The organism is Stenotrophomonas geniculata ATCC 19374 = JCM 13324, from assembly GCF_001431625.1.
GTDB classification, from domain to species: Bacteria; Pseudomonadota; Gammaproteobacteria; order Xanthomonadales; family Xanthomonadaceae; genus Stenotrophomonas; species Stenotrophomonas geniculata.
This window is the reverse complement of record NZ_LLXT01000137.1, coordinates 1-17,141: the sequence shown is the minus strand read 5'-3', so window position 1 is coordinate 17,141 and position 17,141 is coordinate 1. Positions and strand designations below refer to the sequence as shown.

Below are 17,141 nucleotides of genomic sequence, written 5' to 3'. Positions count from 1 at the left end.
AATCACCGACCTGGCAAAGGGCCGGCTATCCGTGGGATGGCGGGGCGGTGTCGGAGTGCGGGGACGCAGCAAGTACGTCCCTGTAAGCTTGGCCGCCGCTTGCTCGTGTGCGCTGTCCTGCGCACACGGCAAGACCGGGGTTGGGCGTCCTGCCCAACCCGCCCGAGGCATGCCTCGGGCCCATGCGGCTGACACCCCGCACTCCGACACCGCCCCACCCCTGACAATATCCTGGAGCTGTTGGTAGGTGTCGACCTTGGTCGACACAGTAGATCCACGCCATGCGTGGATGTTCTTCCGAATTCGCTTTGGTGGGTGTCGACCTTGGTCGACACACCCTCACCCCTTGAACCGCAATCCCACGCCCGGTTCGGTGAACAGGTAGCGCGAATCCAGCGCCGAATCACCCAGCTTGTGCCGCAGCTTGCCGACCAGGATGCGCAGGTAATGGGTGTCGTGCTGGTGGGTCGGCCCCCAGATCTCCTGCAGGATCTGCGGCTGGGTCACCACGCGCCCGGCATTGCGCAGCAGCAGCGACAGTAGCGCGTATTCTTTGCGGGTCAGCGCCACCGGTTCACCATCGAGTGCCACTTCACGGCGCACCAGGTCCACATGCAGATGGCCATCGTCGAACACCGGCGGGGTGCCGTCGCTGGGCACGCTGCGCGTGCGCAGCAGCGCCCGTACCCGCGCCATCAGCTCCTGGGTACCGAAGGGTTTGGTCACGTAGTCGTTGGCGCCGTTGTCCAGCGCCCGCACCTTCTCGGTTTCGCCGGCGCGAACGGTCAGCATGATCACCGGCACCTGGCTCCATTGCCGCAGCTGCTCCAGCACCTCGTGGCCTTCCATGTCCGGCAGGCCGATGTCCAGGATCACCAGGTCCATGTCTTCGCTGGCGGCCATCTCCAGGCCTTCCTGGCCGGTCGCGGCCTGCCGTACCTGGTAGCCCTGCGCGCGCAGGCTGATATCCAGGAACCGGCGGATCTGGGTTTCATCATCGATCACCAGCACGCGCGCGGCCGGCACGCTGGCATCAATCGGGGTCGGGCTCATCGTGGGAGGCTGGCTTGAGCAGGGGCAGGGTGATGCGGATCAGGGTACCGCGACCGTCGCGTCCGGGCAGCGCCTGCACGCTGCCGCCATGCGCGCCGATCATGCCCTGGCAGATGGTCAGGCCCAGACCGGTGCCGTGGCGGCCGCGGTCGCCGCGCTCGACGCTGTAGAACATGTCGAAGATGCGCGCACGCTCGTCATCGGGAATGCCGGGGCCGGCATCGATCACGTCGATGCGCAGCTGGCCGTCCAGCTCGCGCGCCTGCACCTGCACGGCGGCATCGGGCGGCGAGAACTTGGCCGCGTTTTCCATCACATTGAACACGGCCTGCTCGACCAGCGCCGGGTGCACCCAGATCGGCGCCAGCGTGGAGGGAATATCCAGCTCCAGCCGTACCTTGGGCTGGTAGCGCTGCAGGCGCCGCGCCGCCGAGCCGATCAGTTCGTCCACGCCGATCCAGTCGCGGTTGATCTTCAATCCTTCGTGGCCGAGGCGGGTCATGTCCAGCAGGTTCTGGATGTAGCGGTCCAGCCGTTCGCCCTCGACCAGGATGGTGTCCAGCAGGGCACGGCGATCGGCTGTATCCATCGCCGCACCGTAGCTGGCCAGGCTGTCGGCCGAACCGATCATCGCCGCCAGCGGCGAGCGCAGATCGTGCGATACCGAAGAGAGCAGGGCCGAGCGCAATCGCTCGGTCTCGTTGCTGACGTGGGCCTGTTCCAGTTCGGCCACCAGCCGCGTGCGCAGCGCGGCCTGCGCGATGTCATCCACCATCGCTTCGGCCAGCTGCCGCTGCTCGGGCAGCAGGCGCGCCTGCGCGCCGGGCAGGTACAGGCCGGCCACGCCGATCGCGCGGTCTTCGCCATCCAGCAGCGGCAGGAACCACCATTGCGCGCCGGCCAGAGTGTCGGTGAAGCGGCCGCTGGGCTGGCCGTGGCGCAGCGCCCAGTCGGCGGCGGCCAGATCGGTATCGCCAGGCTGGCTGCGGCCACCGGTTGCGGTATCGGCGCCGATCCGCAGCCACGCCGGCACGTCCATGGCCTGTTCCAGTGCATGCCGACCCGCCTGCGCCACCTCGCCGTTGCCGGCGGCACTGGCCAGCTGGCGGCCCAACTGCTGGCGCGCACGCGCATGGCGGTTGGCGGCACGCAGCGCGATCACCTGCATGCGCAGGCGCGAGGCCAGGCGTCCGGCCACCAGCGCGGCGGCCAGGAACAGGAACACGGTGATCACGCCTTGGCGCGCGCCGATGGCGAAGGTGAAGCGTGGCGCGATGAACAGGAAGTTGTAGGCCAGGAAGCACAGGATCGCCGCCATCACCGCCACGCTGGCGCGGGTGCGCGCCGCCACCAGCACCACCGCGACGATGAACACCATCGACAGGTCGGCCATGCCCACCCAACGTTCGGCCAGCCAGGCCACCGCACAGGCCAGTGCAGTGGCGATCAGTGCCTGTGCCGGCTCGTAGCTGATGCCACGCATCGGCGGCAGCAGGCCCTCGCGGCGCGAGCGCGCCCGCGCCTGCGGGGTGCTGATGATGGTGATCTCGTAGTGCGCGCCGCGCTGGATCAGCTGCTGGGTCAGGGTGCGGTTGAACATCCGCGCCAGCGGCCGTTCGCGGGTCCGGCCCAGCACCAGGGTCGACACGCCATTGTGCGCGGCGTGGTCGAGCAGGGCATCGGCGATGCTCGATCCGTGCAGCAGTTCGGCGTCGCCGCCCAGCCGCCTTGCCAGCGCAAAGGCCGCATCGATCTCGCGCCGGGTCGCCTCGTCCTGGCGCCGGCCCTGCACGGTCACTACCGTCCACGGCGCGTCACGGCGCTCTGCGATGCGCCGCGCCACGCGCACCAGGTATTCGCTCTGGCCGCCGCCATCAATGGCCACCAGAACGCCGCGACGCAGCGGCAGGTTGCTCTCGCCGCGTGCGGCGCGTGCTTCGCGCAGGCTGCTGTCGACGCGGTCGGCAGCTTCCTGCATGGCCAGTTCGCGCAACGCGGTCAGGTTGGCCGGCGAGAAGAATGCCTGCAGTGCCTGCGCGGCCTGTTCGGGCACATAGACCTTGCCCTGCTGCAGGCGCGCGATCAGTTCGCGCGGGGGCAGGTCCACCAGCACGATGTCGTGCAGTCGGTCGAGCACACCGTCCGGCACGGTCTCGCTGACGCGCACGCCGGTGATGCGCATCACCACATCGTTGAGGCTTTCCAGATGCTGGATGTTGACCGTGGTCCAGACGTCGATGCCGGCGTCCAGCAGCTCCATCACATCCTGCCAGCGCCGCTCATGGCGGCTGCCCGGCGCGTTGCGATGGGCCAGTTCATCCACCAGTACCAGCGCTGGGTGCCGCGCGAGCACGGCATCCAGGTCCATCTCCTGCAGGGTGTGGCCGTGGTAGGCCACCGCTTTCAGCGACAGCTGCGGCAGGCCCTCCAGCAGCGCCTGGGTATCGGCGCGGCCGTGGGTTTCCACCAGCCCGACCACCAGGTCAACGCCGCGGCGCAGCTGTTCCTGCGCGCGGGTCAGCATGGTGTAGGTCTTGCCCACGCCCGGCGCCGCGCCGAGGAACACGGTCAGCTTGCCGCCGGCTTCGCGTTGCAGGCCTTCGACCAGGGCATCGGCCTGGCGGGTACGCGCATCAGTCATGGGTGCCGCTGTCATGCCCGCCATTGTGCGCGCAGCCGGTGCAGGTCGGCATCACGGCGCCTTGGCCGCGTGGTCCAGCGCGAAGTTCAGCGTCACCACGTTCACCCGCGGCTGGCCGAACAGGCCCCACTGGCGGCCTTCGGTATGCGCCTGCACCAGCGCTTGTACGCGCGCCACCGGCAGGCCACGGGCACGCGCTACGCGTGCCACCTGCAGCTGAGCCGCCGCCGGCGACAGCTGCGGATCCAGGCCGCCTGCGGACTGGGTGACCAGATCCGCAGGCACCTGCGCCGGCGCGACACCTTCGCGTGCGGCTACCGCAGCCGTGCTGGCAGCCACGCGCTCGGCCAGTGCCGGGTTGCTGCGCGCCATGTTGGAACCGGCCGCGGCCATCGGGTCGTAGTTGGCGGCCGACGGGCGCGCCTGGAAGTAGCCGTCACCGGTGAACGGCTGCGACAGCCATGCCGAGCCGCGTACCTGGCCGTTGCCATCGCGCAGCAGGCTGCCCTCGGCCTGGGTCGGGTAGGCCAGGCCGGCGAAACCGGTGGCGATACCGGCGTAGACCGCGCCGGCCAGCAGCAGCGTGGCCAGGCCCAGGCCGATCGCCGGGCACCAGCTTGCGCCCTCCTGCAGGCTGGCCACGCGGGCCTCGGCTTTCTGTTCGCGGGGAAGGGAAGACGAAGTGGAAACAGTACGGTTCATGCGCCGAATACCAGGACAAGAAGGAGGTCGATCGCCTTGATTGCCGCGAACGGCAGCAGCACGCCGCCGAGGCCGTACACCAGCATGTTCCGGCGCAGCAGCGCCGTTGCGGTGGCCGGGCGGAAGCGCACGCCACGCAGGGCGAGCGGAATCAGGGCGGGAATCACCAGGGCGTTGAAGATCAGCGCCGCCAGCACGGCGTTGCGCGGGCTCGACAGCTGCATCACGTTCAGTGCGGCCATGGTCGGAACGGCAGCGGCGAACAGCGCCGGCAGGATCGCGAAGTACTTGGAGACGTCGTTGGCCAGCGAGAAGGTGGTCAGCGCGCCGCGGGTGATCAGCTGCTGCTTGCCCACTTCCACCACCGCCAGCAGCTTGGCCGGGTCCGAATCCAGGTCGACCATGTTGCCGGCCTCTTTCGCCGCCTGCGTGCCGGAGTTCATCGCCAGGCCGATGTCGGCCTGGGCCAGCGCCGGGGCGTCGTTGGTACCGTCGCCGACCATCGCCACCAGGCGGCCACCGGCCTGCTCCTGGCGGATGCGCGCCAGCTTGTCTTCCGGCCGCGCTTCGGCGATGTAGTCGTCCACACCGGCCTCGGCAGCGATGGCGGCGGCGGTCAGCGGGTTGTCACCGGTGATCATCACCGTGCGGATGCCCATCGCCCGCAGCTGCGCGAACTTCTCGCGCATGCCGTGCTTGACCACGTCCGACAGCTCGATCACGCCCAGCACGTGGCGGCCCTCGGCCACCACCAGCGGGGTGGCGCCGTTGCGCGCCACCTGCTCGACGCGACCTGCAAGTTCCGCAGGCACGTTGCCACCCAGCGCCTGCACGTGAGCACGGATCGCATCGGCGGCACCCTTGCGGATCTGCCGCCCATGTTCCAGGTCCACGCCGGACATGCGGGTCTGGGCAGTGAAGGCCAGGTAGTCGGCATGGTTCGGTTCGGCGGTGGCGCAGCCCTGTTCGCGCGCAAGGCGCACGATCGACTTGCCTTCCGGGGTCGGGTCGGCCAGCGAAGACAGCAGCGCCGCTTCACGCAGCTGGCTGGCATCGATACCGGCCAACGGATGGAAGTGGCTGGCCTGGCGGTCGCCGTAGGTGATGGTGCCGGTCTTGTCCAGCAGCAGCACGTCGACGTCGCCGGCCACCTCCACCGCCTTGCCCGACTTGGCCAGCACATTGGCGGCCAGCGCACGGTTCATGCCGGCGATGCCGATGGCCGGCAGCAACCCGCCGATGGTGGTCGGGATCAGGCACACCAGCAGCGCGATCAGCAACAGCGGGTCGACCTTGACGCCCACGGAGGCGCCGATCGCAGGCAGCGTCGCCACCACCACCAGGAAGGTCAGCGTCATCGCCGCCAGCAGCAGGGTCAGCGCGATCTCGTTCGGGGTCTTCTGGCGGTTGGCACCCTCCACCAGGGCAATCATCCGGTCCAGGAAGCTGTGGCCCGGCTCGGCGGTCACCCGCACGATGATCTGGTCGGACAGCACCTTGGTGCCGCCGATCACACCGGAACGGTCGGTGCCAGCCTCGCGCAGCACCGGTGCCGATTCGCCGGTCACCGCCGCTTCGTTGATGGTGGCCAGGCCCTGCACGATCTCGCCGTCGGCCGGCACCAGCTCACCGGCACTGACGATCACATGGTCGCCCGGGCGCAGTTCGGCGGCGGGTACCTGGGTTTCGGCCGCGCCCGGCTGCGGCGCAGCCAGCCGGCGCGCCACCAGATCCTGGCGGGCACGGCGCAGCGAGGCGGCCTGGCCACGGCCGCGGGCTTCGGCCACCGCCTCGGCGAAGTTGCCGAACAGCACGGTCACCAGCAGGATCGCGGTCACCGCCAGGCCGAAGCCCAGCGGCGCATTGCCGGTCAGGGTGACGATCGCTGCCACGATCGTGCCGGCCATCACCACCGCCATCACCGGGCTGCGCACCAGATGCATCGGCGACAGCTTGCGCACCGCCTCGATCAGCGCACGGCGCAGGCCGGCGGCATCGAGCAGGGCAGGGCGCGGCGCATGGGAACTACGGGTTGAACTTGCATGACTACTCATGGGGGTGTCCTCAGTGCAGTCCCAGGCTCAGGTGGTCGGCAATCGGGCCGAGTACCAGCGCCGGCATGAACTGCAGCACGGTCAGGATGACGATCACCGAGACCAGGGTCAGGGCGAAGGTCGGCGTTTCGATCTGCAGGCTGCCGGCAGACTCCGGCGCCTGGCGCTTGGCGGCCAGCTGTGCGGCCACCACCAGCGGGATGATCAGCAGTGGGAAGCGGCCCAGCAGCAGCACCAGCGAGCAGCTCAGGTTCCACCACAGCGTGGCGTCACCCAGCCCTTCGAAGCCCGAACCGTTGTTGGCATAGGCCGAGACGTATTCGTAGAAGACCTGGCTGATGCCATGGAAACCGGGGTTGGACGTGCCCGCCAGGCCGGGTACGGCCAGGGTGATCGCGGTGAACACCAGCAGGGTGATCGGCTGCAGCAGCACCAGCAGGGCCAACAGGCGGACCTGTGGCGTCTCCAGCTTGCGGCCGAACAGTTCCGGCGTGCGCCCGGTCATCAACCCGGCCAGGAACACGCCCAGCAGCAGGTACACGATGAACTGCTGCAGGCCACAGCCAATGCCGCCCCAGATCGCGCTGACCAGCATGTTGACCATCGCGATGCCGCCACTGAGCGGCGCCAGCGAATCGTGCATGCCGTTGACCGAGCCGTTCGAGACCTGGGTGGTCACCGCCGCCCACAGCGCAGTGCCGTCGGCACCGAAGCGCACCTCTTTGCCTTCCATCAGCAACGGCGTGGCGGCGCTGGCGCTATGCCCTTCGCTCCACATCATCGCGCCGGTGGACAGCAGCGACATGCCCAGCATGCAACTGAACACCAAGGCGCCGAAGCGGCGCCGGCCGGTGAACGCGCCGATCATGAAGATCACCGCCATCGGCACCAGAAGGATGCCGACGATCTCCAGCGCGTTCGACAGCGGGGTCGGGTTCTCCAGCGGGAAGCTGCTGTTCGGGCCGTACCAGCCGCCACCGTTGGCACCCAGCTGCTTGGCCGCGACCATTGCCGCCACCGGACCCAACGGCAGCTTCTGTCCGGCCATGCCGGCGCTGGCATCGATCGGCGTGGCCTGTGGCCCACCGGCCATCGTCGACGGCACGCCCTGGCTGGTCAGCACCAGTGTCCACACCAGGCACAGCGGCAGCAGGAAGCGCACGCACAGGCGCACCACGTCCACGTAGTAGTTGCCCACCGCCACCTGGCGGTCATCGCCGCTGCCGGTGGCGGCCGCAGCCTGCGGCGCACGCGAGAACAGCGCGCGCAGTGTCGCTACCGCCAGCGCCAGGCCCATCATCGGCGTCACCACCTGCAGGCCGGTGATGCCGGTCATCTGCGAGAGGTAGGACAGCTGCGCCTGGCCCGAATAGTGCTGCTGGTTGGTGTTGGTCAGGAACGAGATCATCGTGTGCAGCGCGGTGTCCCAGCGCATGTTCGGGATCTGATCCGGATTCAGCGGCAGCCAGGCCTGGGTCATGAACACCGCCTGGGTCAGCACCGCGACCACCACGTTGCTCAGGACGAAGGCCAGCACGTAGCCGCGCCAGGACATCGAACGTGCCGGATCAACACCGAACATCCGGTACAGCGGCTTCTCGATCCAGTGGAACAGCACGTCGACCTTCATCGGCGTGCCACGCATCACGCGGGCCAGGTACAGGCCCAGCGGCCACGCCAGCAGCAGGCTGGCGGCAATAATCACAAGCATCTCAGTCATGGCCGGCTCCGCTCAGAACGACTCGGGCCGCAGCACGACATAGAGAAGATAGGCGGCGGCGACCAGCACCAGCACGCCACACAACAACGACAGCCAGGGGGACATTGCAATAGCGTCCTGGTGGAACCCCTCCACCTCAGGTCGTCATCGTCGTCCTGCCGCCCATAAACGCACTACGCGCCGGACCGGGCCGACGCGTAAAGAGTGCATAAATTTCGTGGGCCAGGCCGTAACCAGGCGCCGCCTACTGTAGAGCCGAGCCCATGCTCGGCTGCTCTTTCCCAAGGTCACGCGGAGCCGAGCATGGGCTCGGCTCTACAAGCGAATCACGGGGCCTGGCTCGCCGGTGCCACGCCCTTCAGCTCGCGGTAGCGCTGCAGCGTGCTGTCGATCTCGGCCTTCAGCGCCTGCTGCTGCTGCAGGAACCCGGCCTGCAGGCGCTGCTGCGCCTGCAGCTGCACGTGCCGCTGGCGGATCGCCCCGGCCTGCTTGTCGGCCACCTTGGCGCCGGCCAGTTCACGGTCGCCGGCGGCCGACAACAGGGCCACCAGCGACTCGCGCAGGCTGGTGACGTTGTACTCGGCCGTCTTCAGGTTGTTGTCCAGCACTTCCTGGCGCTCGGCGAACACCCGGCGCAGGTCGTCCTCGCTGCCATAGGTGGTCAGCATCGCCTGCTCGGTGCGCTGGCGGGTCTGCTCGGCCATCAGGTCCAGCTGCTGCTGCGCGGCCACCGTGCTGGCGGCGGCACGCTCTTCGTCGGTCAACGCGCGCTGGACCTGCGCATTGCGCAGGCCACTTTTCGCGTTGAATTCCTCGCGGGCATGGTTGACCGCATCGGCCGGCAGCGAATCACTGCAGATCCGCTCCTTGCCCTCGTTCCAGCAGTACAGCTTCTTCTCCACCTTGTCGCCACCCCGCGACTGCGCCGGCAGCGTGAACGGCACGGCCAGCAGCAGGCCGGCAAAGAGAACAGCAGGAACTCGGGACATGACCTTTCCCCTGGTCGGTCAGCGGATCGAACGGACGCCGTACTGGGCCCGGTAGGCTTCCAGCGGCTGCCGGTAGCCCACAAGCTCCGGGTTGCCGGAGGCGAAATCAAGCAGATCGGCCAGCGATGCCACGGCGATCACCGGAATGCCGGCCTCCTCGGCCACCGACTGCGCCGCCGAACGGCGATCGGTTTCCGAAGCGATCTCCTGGCGGTCAAGCGCCACCACGATGCCGGCCGGGGTGCCACCGGCAGCGCGAATGATGCCCAGCGCTTCGCGGATCGCGGTACCGGCGGTGATCACGTCGTCGACGATCAGCACGCGCTTGCCATTCATGTCGGCGCCGATCAGCTGGCCGCCTTCGCCATGGTCCTTGGCTTCCTTGCGGTTGAACGACAGCGGCAGGTCGCGGCCACGCTGGGCCAGCTCACAGGCCATCGCGGTGGCCAGCGGGATGCCCTTGTAGGCCGGGCCGAACACCACGTCGTACTTGATTCCGGTGGCATCGATGGCATCGGCGTAGCAGGCGCCAAGCTGCGACAGCAGCGAACCGGAGTCGAAACGACCGGCGTTGAAGAAATAGGGGCTCAGCCGGCCGGACTTGAGGGTGAACTGGCCGAAGCGCAGGGCGTCGGCGGTCAGGGCCAGCTGCAGGAAACGGTGGCGGTGGTCGCTCATCAAAACTCGATTCATCTTCATTTGGAGCATAAATCCTAATCCAGCTGGGCGTTTCGCGCTCGTCCGGACCCGTGTGAAGGGCGTCGCGGCCTGGCCGGGCAGACTGCGCAGCCCCGCGGGCAACCGGTATGCTTGCCCGGTTTCCTGTCGTAGGTCCCTTGCATGCGCATCATCAGTTTCAACGCCAATGGCATCCGTTCCGCCGCGACCAAGGGCTTCCTCGACTGGTTCCGTGCCCAGGACGCCGACGTCCTGTGCATCCAGGAGACCAAGGCCCAGGAAGACCAGCTGACCGACCCGATGTTCCGTCCAGACGGGCACCACTGCTTCTATCGCGACGCCATCACCAAGAAGGGCTACAGCGGCGTGGCGATCTACAGCAAGCGCGAGCCGGACCAGGTCATCACCTCGCTGGGCTGGGCGCCGTTCGACGACGAAGGCCGCTACATCGAGGCGCGCTACGGCAACCTCAGCGTGGTCTCCTTCTACATCCCGTCCGGCAGCTCGGGCGACCTGCGCCAGGGCTTCAAGTTCGAAGTGATGGAATGGCTGCGGCCGATCCTGGAGGAGTGGGCGCGCAGCGGCCGCGACTACGTGCTGTGCGGCGACTGGAACATCGTGCGTTCGGCGCTGGACATCAAGAACTGGAAGTCCAACCAGAAGAATTCCGGCTGCCTGCCGGAGGAGCGCGACTGGCTCAACGCCCTGTGCGCCGACCACGGCCAGGCCACCGATGTCGCCGCCGGCCGTGGCTGGGCCGATGCCTACCGCCTGCTCAACCCCACCGGCGAGGATTACACCTGGTGGAGCAACCGCGGCGCCGCCCGTGCGAACAACGTCGGCTGGCGTATCGACTACCAGTTCATCACTCCGGGCCTGCGCGACAAACTGCGTAGCTGTTCGATCTACCGCGACGAGCGCTTCTCCGACCACGCCCCGTTCACCGTGGACTACGACCTGTGACCGAGGCCGCCAAGCCGCGCCGACCGTGGCAGCAGGTGTTGTCCAACCTGAGCCAGCGCAAGGTGCTGGCGATGCTGCTGCTCGGTTTCAGTTCGGGCCTGCCCATCTATCTGGTGGGCAACACGCTCGGCTTCTGGATGCGCAAGGAAGGCATCGAGCTGAGCACGATCGGTTTCCTGTCATGGGTCGGGCTGGCCTACACCATGAAGTTCCTGTGGGCGCCGATCGTCGACAAGACCGACGTGCCTCTGTTCGGTCGTTTTGGCCGCCGCCGCGGCTGGATGCTGCTGTCGCAGCTGGTCGTAGTGGTGGGCCTTGTCGGCATGGCGCTGGTCCAGCCCAAGGGCGGCCAGATCCAGTTCCTGGGCATCGCCTGGCAGCACATCGTCGTGTTCGGCGTAATGGCCGTGATCGTGGCGTTTGCTTCGGCCACCCAGGACATCGTCATCGATGCCTGGCGCATTGAAAGTGCTGACAACAGCGAGCAGCTTGGCCTGCTGACCTCATCCTCAGCATTGGGCTACCGCACTGCCTTGCTGGTCACCGATGCGCTGATCCTGATCATCGCGGCCCGTGTTGGCTGGCAGGTCTCCTACGAGATCATGGCCGTGCTGATGGCGCTTGGCGTGGTAGCCGTGGTCATGGCCCGTGAACCCGCGCGGGAAGTGGCTGCCGTGCAGGCACAGGCGACCTCCCTGTGGACGCCGCGCGGATTGTTCGACGCCGTGGCGGGGCCGTTCATCGCCTTCGTCCGCGAGCATCGCAGCGGCGCGATCCTGATCCTGGTGGCCATCAGCGTCTATCGCATGGCCGACTTCGTCATGGGGCCGATGGCCAACCCGTTCTACGTCGATCTTGGCCTGGACGAGGACACCGTTGGCGCGGTGCGTGGCTCGGTGGGCCTGGTCGCGACCTTCGTCGGCATTGCTGCGGCAGGCCTGGTCTCGGTTCGCTGGGGGGTGCTGGCGGCGCTGATGGTGGGTGCCGTGCTGGGGCCGGCCTCCAACCTGGCATTTGCCTGGCTGGCCTATTCGGGCCCGGACACGACCCATTTTGCCGTGGCCATGGCCATCGACAACTTCGCCAGCGGTTTCGCCGGTACGGCGCTGATCGCCTATATGTCCAGCCTGACCAGCATCGGATACACCGCAACCCAGTACGCGCTGCTGAGTTCGTTCTACGCGATGCCCGGCAAGGCGCTCAAGGGGCTCTCGGGGTGGTCGGTACAGACGCTCGCACAGGGCCGGACGCTGCTGGAAGGCTACGCGCTGTTCTTCGTCGGTACCGCGCTGGTGGCGATCCCGGTGGTGATCCTCTGCGCCCTGCTGATCCTGCAGCAGCGCCGTCGCCAGGCCGCCAGCGCCACCTGATTGCCTGCCCGCCCGGTCTGCGGGATCATCGCCCCCGACGCGCCGAGGGGGCGGTGCCTTGCGAACGGGGAAGTGAGCATGGCCGACGTTGTGCTGCGGGACCTGGACCCGCTGCTGCTGGAACGCATCCGACGTGTCGCGGTCGCCCGCGGCTGGACCCACGAACAGACCTGCGCCGCTTTGCTGGAGCAGGGCCTGTTCAGCAGTGAACTGGAAGTTCGCTCCGGCTTCGGCGATCCCGAAGTGGACGCGCTCTCCGACGCCATCGCCGCCCTGCAGGCCTTGCCCGCAGGGCAGGGCTTCGATTAGCGGCCGCGCCGCAATGCTGTAGAGCCGAGCCCACGCTCGGCTGCTCTTCGCCGGCCCACGCCAAGCCGAGCATGGCTCGGCTCCACAACGGCGCCTTACATGCGCCGATGACGCCACCTCACGCCAGGTGGATCGCCCCGAGGATCCGCGGCCCCTTGGCCCCGGTCACGCTCGGCAGGTTGCCGGCCAGCCCGTCCATCGTCCGCTGCGCCAGCCAGGCAAAGCCCATCGCCTCCACGTACTCCGGTTCCAGCCCGAGCACCGCGCTGGATTCCACCTGCACCCCCGGCAGCCGCGCCGCCAGCCGCTTCATCAGCTGCCGGTTGCGCACACCGCCGCCACAGACCAGCAGGCGCCGGGTCTGCGGCTGCTGCGTCAGCAGCGCATCGGCCACCGTCGCCACGGTCAGCTCCAGCAGGGTGGCCTGCACATCGGCCGCAGCGTATTGGCCTTCGCCCATGTGCGTCTCGGCCCACGCCAGGTGGAACTGCTCACGGCCGGTGCTCTTCGGCGGTGGCAGCGCGAACCACGGGTCCGAGCGCCAGCCGGCGAGCAGGCTTTCGTCCACCGCGCCGCTGGCGGCGTAGGCGCCGTCGGCATCGAAGGTGCGGCCGGTGTGGCGCTGGCACCAGGCATCCATCAACGCGTTGGCCGGGCCGGTATCGAAGCCACGCACCGCACCTTCGCGCGGGATCAGGGTCAGGTTGGCGATGCCGCCCAGGTTGAGCACCGCGCGGTCCTCATCGGCGGTGCCCAGCATGCCCAGGTGGAAGGCCGGCATCAGGGGTGCGCCATGGCCACCGGCCGCCACGTCGCGGCGGCGGAAGTCGGACACCGTGGTGATTCCGGTCAGCTCCGCGATGCGGTTGCCATCGCCCAACTGGACGGTGAAGGCGGGGTCGGCCAGCGGGCGATGGCGCACGGTCTGGCCGTGCGAGCCGATCGCGCGCACCTGGCTGCGATCCACGCCGGCCTCGGCCAGCAGCTGGTTGGCGGCTTCGGCGAAGTTGATCGCGATCCGCGCATCCAGCTCGCCCAGCTCCTCCAGCGAGTCCAGCGGGCCGCCCTCACCCAGCGCCACCAGCCGCGTACGCAGCACCGGCTCCCAGCGGGCGGTCAGCGCGTGCACGAAGCGGCAGCCGCCGCCGGCGGGGAACTGCACCAGCGCGGCATCGATGCCGTCGGCGCTGGTGCCCGACATCAGGCCAAGGTACAGGGGGACGTCAGCGTCGGCAGTCGTGTTCATGGCGGGCATAAAAAAAGGACGCGGCAAGCTTGTGCTGCCGCGTCCTTCTTCGTCAACGCAGGGGCTCAGCCGCGCTTGCGGCCGGTGCTGCTCTTGTCCTTGGCGCTGGCCACCTCGGGGGCGGCCTCGTCGCGGCTGGTCGGTGCTGGGCTGGCATCGGCGTAGATCAGCTTTTCCATGCCCTGGATGCGGGCCATCGCCGGCGCGGTCTGCGCGCGGAAGGCGACCAGCTCGGCGCCCTTCAGCGGCTCCGGCGGCGGCATGGTCACGGTCAGCGGGTTGCGGTGCTCGCCGTTGACGCGGAATTCGTAGTGCAGATGCGGGCCGGTGGCCAGGCCGGTCGAGCCGACATAGCCGATCACCGTGCCCTGGGCCACGCGCTGGCCGGTCTTGATGTTCGCAAAGCGCGACATGTGCCCGTACAGAGTGGTGTGGCCGCGGCCGTGGTCGAGGATCACCACATTGCCGTAGCCGCGCTGCACGCCCGCGAACTGCACGCGGGCATCGCCGGCGGCCATGATCGGGGTGCCGGTGCGCGCGGCGTAGTCCACGCCCTTGTGCATGCGCATCTTGCCCAGCACCGGGTGCTTGCGCGCGCCAAAGGTCGAGCTCAAGCGTGCGAAGGGGATCGGCATGCGGATGAAGCTCTTCTTCAGCGAACGGCCGTTGATGTCGTAGTAATCGGACTTGCCGTTGCGGTCGAAGCGGAAGCCGGAATAGGTCTTGCCACCGGTGGTGAAGGTCGCCGCCAGGATCTTGCTGGTGTCCACCTTCTCGCCTTCGCGCCAGGTTTCATCCATCACCACGCTGAAGCGGTCGCCCGGCTGCAGGTCCTTCGAGAAGTCGATGTCGTACTTGAAGATGTCGTCGGTCATCGTCGCGATCGCTGACGGCGACAGCCCGGCGCGGCGGGCCGCGGCATACAGCGAACTGGTGATCTCGCCGCTGGTGACCACGGTGCGCGTGGAGGTCTCGCGCTGGGTCACCTTCTCCTTGATGTCGTCGCCGGTCAGGCTCAGTTCCACCCGGTTGTCGGCATCGCGGTCGAAGCGGATGCTGCGCAGGTCACCGGACAGCGGCATGTCGAAGGCGATCTCGGCACCCGGGCGCAGCTTGGTCAGCGCCTCACGCGCGCCCGGGTGGTCCAGTACCCGGTGCAGGGTGGTGGCCGGGATGCCGGCCTTGTCGAACAGGTCGCTCAGGGTCTGGCCGCGCTGCACGCGCAGCACCTGCCAGCTGTCACCGGGCACCTGCTGCTGGCGGGCCATGGTCAGCGGCGGCAACGGCAGCGCCAGGCTGGTATGGCTGTCGGCGAAGGGGGCGTCGATGGTGTGCGAGAAACCGGGGACGATGGTCGCCACAAGGGCGCCGATGGTCGCGAACAGGCTGGCGTGCATCCAATGGCGGCGGGTCCAGCGCTCATTGAAGGCGGCGGGAAGATGTTGCCTGAGCTTCCGATGCAGGGCGTTGTCGTGCAGGACGTGGAGGCGTTCCTGGAAGCGCTGCTTGCGTGCGCGCCCTTGTTCGGAGTTGTGCATCGGCGGTTTTTCCTGGCAGCCCGGGAGCGCGGGCCTGATCGCCGGTTACCATAGACACCTGAGAAAACCGCGTCAAACCCTTGTGCCCATTGGCTTTTGTGAAGCCAATCGGGTTAACTTTGCTTTAACACCCCACACAAGAATCGGCGTTGCCGGGAGTAGTCACGTGTCCTCGATTGAAGAAGCCCTTGCCCTGATCGGCCGCGGTGCCGACGAGATCCTCAAGCTCGAGGATCTGCGTGCGCGCCTGCAGGAAGGCCGTCCGCTGCGGATCAAGGCCGGCTTCGACCCCACCGCGCCCGACCTGCACCTGGGCCATACGGTACTGCTGAACAAGATGCGCCAGTTCCAGGACCTCGGCCACCAGGTCGTTTTCCTGATCGGCGACTTCACCGGCATGATCGGCGACCCGTCCGGCAAGAGCCTGACCCGCAAGCCGCTCAGCCGCGAGGATGTGCTGGCCAACGCCCGTACCTATGAGGAGCAGGTGTTCAAGGTGCTGGACCGCAGCCGTACCGAAGTCCGCTTCAACTCGGAGTGGTTCGGCAAGATGGGCGCGGCGGACATGATCCGCCTGGCCGGCCAGCACACCGTGGCGCGCATGCTCGAGCGCGATGACTTCGCCAAGCGCTACGCCGCCCAGCAGTCCATCGCCATCCACGAGTTCCTGTACCCGCTGGTGCAGGGCTACGACTCGGTGGCCCTGGAGGCCGACGTCGAGCTGGGCGGTACCGACCAGAAGTTCAACCTGCTGATGGGCCGTGGCCTGCAGGAACATCACGGCCAGAAGCCGCAGGTGGTGCTGACCATGCCGCTGCTGGAAGGCCTGGACGGCGTCAACAAGATGTCCAAGTCGCTGGGCAACTACATTGGCATCAGCGAGCCGGCCATCGACATCGTCACCAAGACCATGAAGGTGGACGACACCCTGATGTGGCGCTGGATCGAGCTGCTGTCCTTCGACATCAGCCAGGCCGAAGCCGTGCAACTGCGCGAGCAGGTGGCCACTGGCGGCCTGAACCCGCGTGTGGTCAAGCTGCGCCTGGCGCGTGAACTGGCGACCCGCTTCCACGACGCTGCGGCGGCCGAGCAGGCGATCGCGGGCTGGGAAGCGGCGGTAACCGGGCAGGGTGACATCACCCAGCTGCCGTTGCAGGACGTGGCGATCCCGGCCGAAGGCCTGCGCATCGCCGCACTGCTGACCGCGGCCGGGCTGACCCCGAGTAATTCCGAAGCCAACCGCAAGCTCAAGGAGCGGGCGGTGAAAGTGGACGGCGAAGTGGTGGAAGATGGCCAGCAGGTGCTGCAGCCGGGCTTCGAAGGCCTGCTGCAGGTCGGCAAGCGCACCTTCGCCCGCGTGCGCCTGGTCGCTGGCTGACACCAGGGAAGGGCCGGCGCAGCCGGCCCTTCCTTGATGCTCTTGTAGAGCCAAGCCCGCGCTTGGCTTGCTCTTCGAGCGGTCCTCCCCCAGCGCGACGGCTGAACAGATGCAACATCCGGTGAAAAAAGTCGCCACACCCCCTTCACAAATGATGGGAATAGGGACATACTTCTCCTCCCCCGTCGCAGGGGTCGCCACCAAGGGGCTTCAGCGACATCAGGGCGCCCACCACCGCCGAACGAGATGATCGAACGAAGGTGTTGACGGACTGAAAAAGTCTGGCATAATGGGCGGCTCGCTACGAAGGAAACTTCGCAGCACACGGGAACGGCGCTGAGGCCGCTTCCCCGGATCTTTGAAAGTATGCGCAGGTATCTTGTGAAGGCGCCTGCAGGAGGGATGATTGTCCATCTTGCAGACGTTTGATCAAGCAACTATTAATTGTTTTAAAGCAAGCGATACGTTGCCAGAATCATTCATCTGCAGCTTTAAATTTT

The 17,141-nt window shown here is 67.7% G+C and carries 14 protein-coding genes; 4 read left to right on the top strand and 10 right to left on the bottom strand.

The features are described from left to right. Nucleotides 1-339 precede the first annotated feature (339 nt). The 8 genes from ARC63_RS17895 to pyrE form a co-directional block, all read right to left on the bottom strand. The gene (locus ARC63_RS17895) at nt 340-1,053 is read right to left on the bottom strand and encodes a response regulator transcription factor (RefSeq protein ID WP_019338804.1); all 714 of its coding nucleotides are present in this window, start codon (nt 1,051-1,053) and stop codon (nt 340-342) included. Continuing rightward, complete coding sequence (locus tag ARC63_RS17890; RefSeq protein ID WP_057503981.1) at nt 1,034-3,694, bottom strand: sensor histidine kinase; 2,661 nt, start codon at nt 3,692-3,694, stop codon at nt 1,034-1,036. Before ARC63_RS17890 ends, ARC63_RS17895 begins: the two co-directional genes overlap by 20 nt. 51 nt (nt 3,695-3,745) lie before the next feature. Then, the gene (gene kdpC, locus ARC63_RS17885; RefSeq protein ID WP_057503980.1) at nt 3,746-4,396 is read right to left on the bottom strand and encodes a potassium-transporting ATPase subunit KdpC; all 651 of its coding nucleotides are present in this window, start codon (nt 4,394-4,396) and stop codon (nt 3,746-3,748) included. Continuing rightward, nucleotides 4,393-6,450: a potassium-transporting ATPase subunit KdpB gene (kdpB, locus tag ARC63_RS17880; protein WP_057503979.1), complete on the bottom strand. Its 2,058-nt coding sequence runs from the start codon at nt 6,448-6,450 to the stop codon at nt 4,393-4,395. Before kdpB ends, kdpC begins: the two co-directional genes overlap by 4 nt. 10 nt (nt 6,451-6,460) lie before the next feature. After that, nucleotides 6,461-8,170, bottom strand: coding sequence for a potassium-transporting ATPase subunit KdpA (gene kdpA / locus ARC63_RS17875; RefSeq protein WP_010486881.1), 1,710 nt, complete (start codon nt 8,168-8,170; stop codon nt 6,461-6,463). 12 nt (nt 8,171-8,182) lie between these two features. Further along, nucleotides 8,183-8,275, bottom strand: coding sequence for a potassium-transporting ATPase subunit F (locus ARC63_RS17870; RefSeq protein WP_005407770.1), 93 nt, complete (start codon nt 8,273-8,275; stop codon nt 8,183-8,185). A 221-nt stretch (nt 8,276-8,496) separates the two neighbouring features. Continuing rightward, complete coding sequence (locus ARC63_RS17865) at nt 8,497-9,159, bottom strand: hypothetical protein (RefSeq protein WP_057503978.1); 663 nt, start codon at nt 9,157-9,159, stop codon at nt 8,497-8,499. Nucleotides 9,160-9,177: 18 nt separating this feature from the next. Beyond that, a complete protein-coding gene (gene pyrE / locus ARC63_RS17860; protein WP_010486876.1) occupies nt 9,178-9,837 on the bottom strand; it encodes an orotate phosphoribosyltransferase in 660 nt (219 codons plus the stop codon). Nucleotides 9,838-9,999: 162 nt separating this feature from the next. Between pyrE and ARC63_RS17855 the strand changes: the two genes are divergently transcribed. The 3 genes from ARC63_RS17855 (at nt 10,000) to ARC63_RS17845 (ending at nt 12,479) form a co-directional block, all read left to right on the top strand. Beyond that, on the top strand, nt 10,000-10,800 hold the full coding sequence (locus ARC63_RS17855; RefSeq protein WP_005420469.1) for an exodeoxyribonuclease III: 801 nt from the start codon (nt 10,000-10,002) through the stop codon (nt 10,798-10,800). Continuing rightward, nucleotides 10,797-12,170, top strand: coding sequence for an AmpG family muropeptide MFS transporter (locus tag ARC63_RS17850; protein WP_057503977.1), 1,374 nt, complete (start codon nt 10,797-10,799; stop codon nt 12,168-12,170). The genes ARC63_RS17855 and ARC63_RS17850 overlap by 4 nt, the downstream gene beginning before the upstream one ends. Nucleotides 12,171-12,248: 78 nt before the next feature. Beyond that, nucleotides 12,249-12,479: a hypothetical protein gene (locus tag ARC63_RS17845; RefSeq protein ID WP_005420465.1), complete on the top strand. Its 231-nt coding sequence runs from the start codon at nt 12,249-12,251 to the stop codon at nt 12,477-12,479. 118 nt (nt 12,480-12,597) lie between these two features. Here ARC63_RS17845 and ARC63_RS17840 read toward each other — a convergent pair whose 3' ends face one another. Then, nucleotides 12,598-13,725 (bottom strand): anhydro-N-acetylmuramic acid kinase, encoded by a 1,128-nt coding sequence (locus tag ARC63_RS17840; protein WP_082587907.1) that lies wholly within the window; start codon nt 13,723-13,725, stop codon nt 12,598-12,600. A gap of 65 nt (nt 13,726-13,790) precedes the next feature. Further along, on the bottom strand, nt 13,791-15,263 hold the full coding sequence (locus ARC63_RS17835; protein ID WP_057503975.1) for a M23 family metallopeptidase: 1,473 nt from the start codon (nt 15,261-15,263) through the stop codon (nt 13,791-13,793). A 166-nt stretch (nt 15,264-15,429) separates the two neighbouring features. On the opposite strand from ARC63_RS17835, the gene tyrS reads away from it, so the two are divergent. Beyond that, a complete protein-coding gene (gene tyrS, locus ARC63_RS17830) occupies nt 15,430-16,641 on the top strand; it encodes a tyrosine--tRNA ligase (protein ID WP_049480350.1) in 1,212 nt (403 codons plus the stop codon). Nucleotides 16,642-17,141: the final 500 nt, after the last annotated feature.

Excerpts from the sequence above, each read along its gene's own strand:
- ARC63_RS17895 (WP_019338804.1), bottom strand. The coding sequence starts at position 1,053 with ATGAGCCCGACCCCGATTGATGCCAGCGTGCCGGCCGCGCGCGTGCTG.
- ARC63_RS17890 (WP_057503981.1), bottom strand. The coding sequence starts at position 3,694 with ATGACTGATGCGCGTACCCGCCAGGCCGATGCCCTGGTCGAAGGCCTG.
- kdpC (WP_057503980.1), bottom strand. The coding sequence starts at position 4,396 with ATGAACCGTACTGTTTCCACTTCGTCTTCCCTTCCCCGCGAACAGAAA.
- kdpB (WP_057503979.1), bottom strand. The coding sequence starts at position 6,450 with ATGAGTAGTCATGCAAGTTCAACCCGTAGTTCCCATGCGCCGCGCCCT.
- kdpA (WP_010486881.1), bottom strand. The coding sequence starts at position 8,170 with ATGACTGAGATGCTTGTGATTATTGCCGCCAGCCTGCTGCTGGCGTGG.
- ARC63_RS17870 (WP_005407770.1), bottom strand. The coding sequence starts at position 8,275 with ATGTCCCCCTGGCTGTCGTTGTTGTGTGGCGTGCTGGTGCTGGTCGCC.
- ARC63_RS17865 (WP_057503978.1), bottom strand. The coding sequence starts at position 9,159 with ATGTCCCGAGTTCCTGCTGTTCTCTTTGCCGGCCTGCTGCTGGCCGTG.
- pyrE (WP_010486876.1), bottom strand. The coding sequence starts at position 9,837 with ATGAGCGACCACCGCCACCGTTTCCTGCAGCTGGCCCTGACCGCCGAC.
- ARC63_RS17855 (WP_005420469.1), top strand. The coding sequence starts at position 10,000 with ATGCGCATCATCAGTTTCAACGCCAATGGCATCCGTTCCGCCGCGACC.
- ARC63_RS17845 (WP_005420465.1), top strand. The coding sequence starts at position 12,249 with ATGGCCGACGTTGTGCTGCGGGACCTGGACCCGCTGCTGCTGGAACGC.
- ARC63_RS17840 (WP_082587907.1), bottom strand. The coding sequence starts at position 13,725 with ATGAACACGACTGCCGACGCTGACGTCCCCCTGTACCTTGGCCTGATG.
- ARC63_RS17835 (WP_057503975.1), bottom strand. The coding sequence starts at position 15,263 with ATGCACAACTCCGAACAAGGGCGCGCACGCAAGCAGCGCTTCCAGGAA.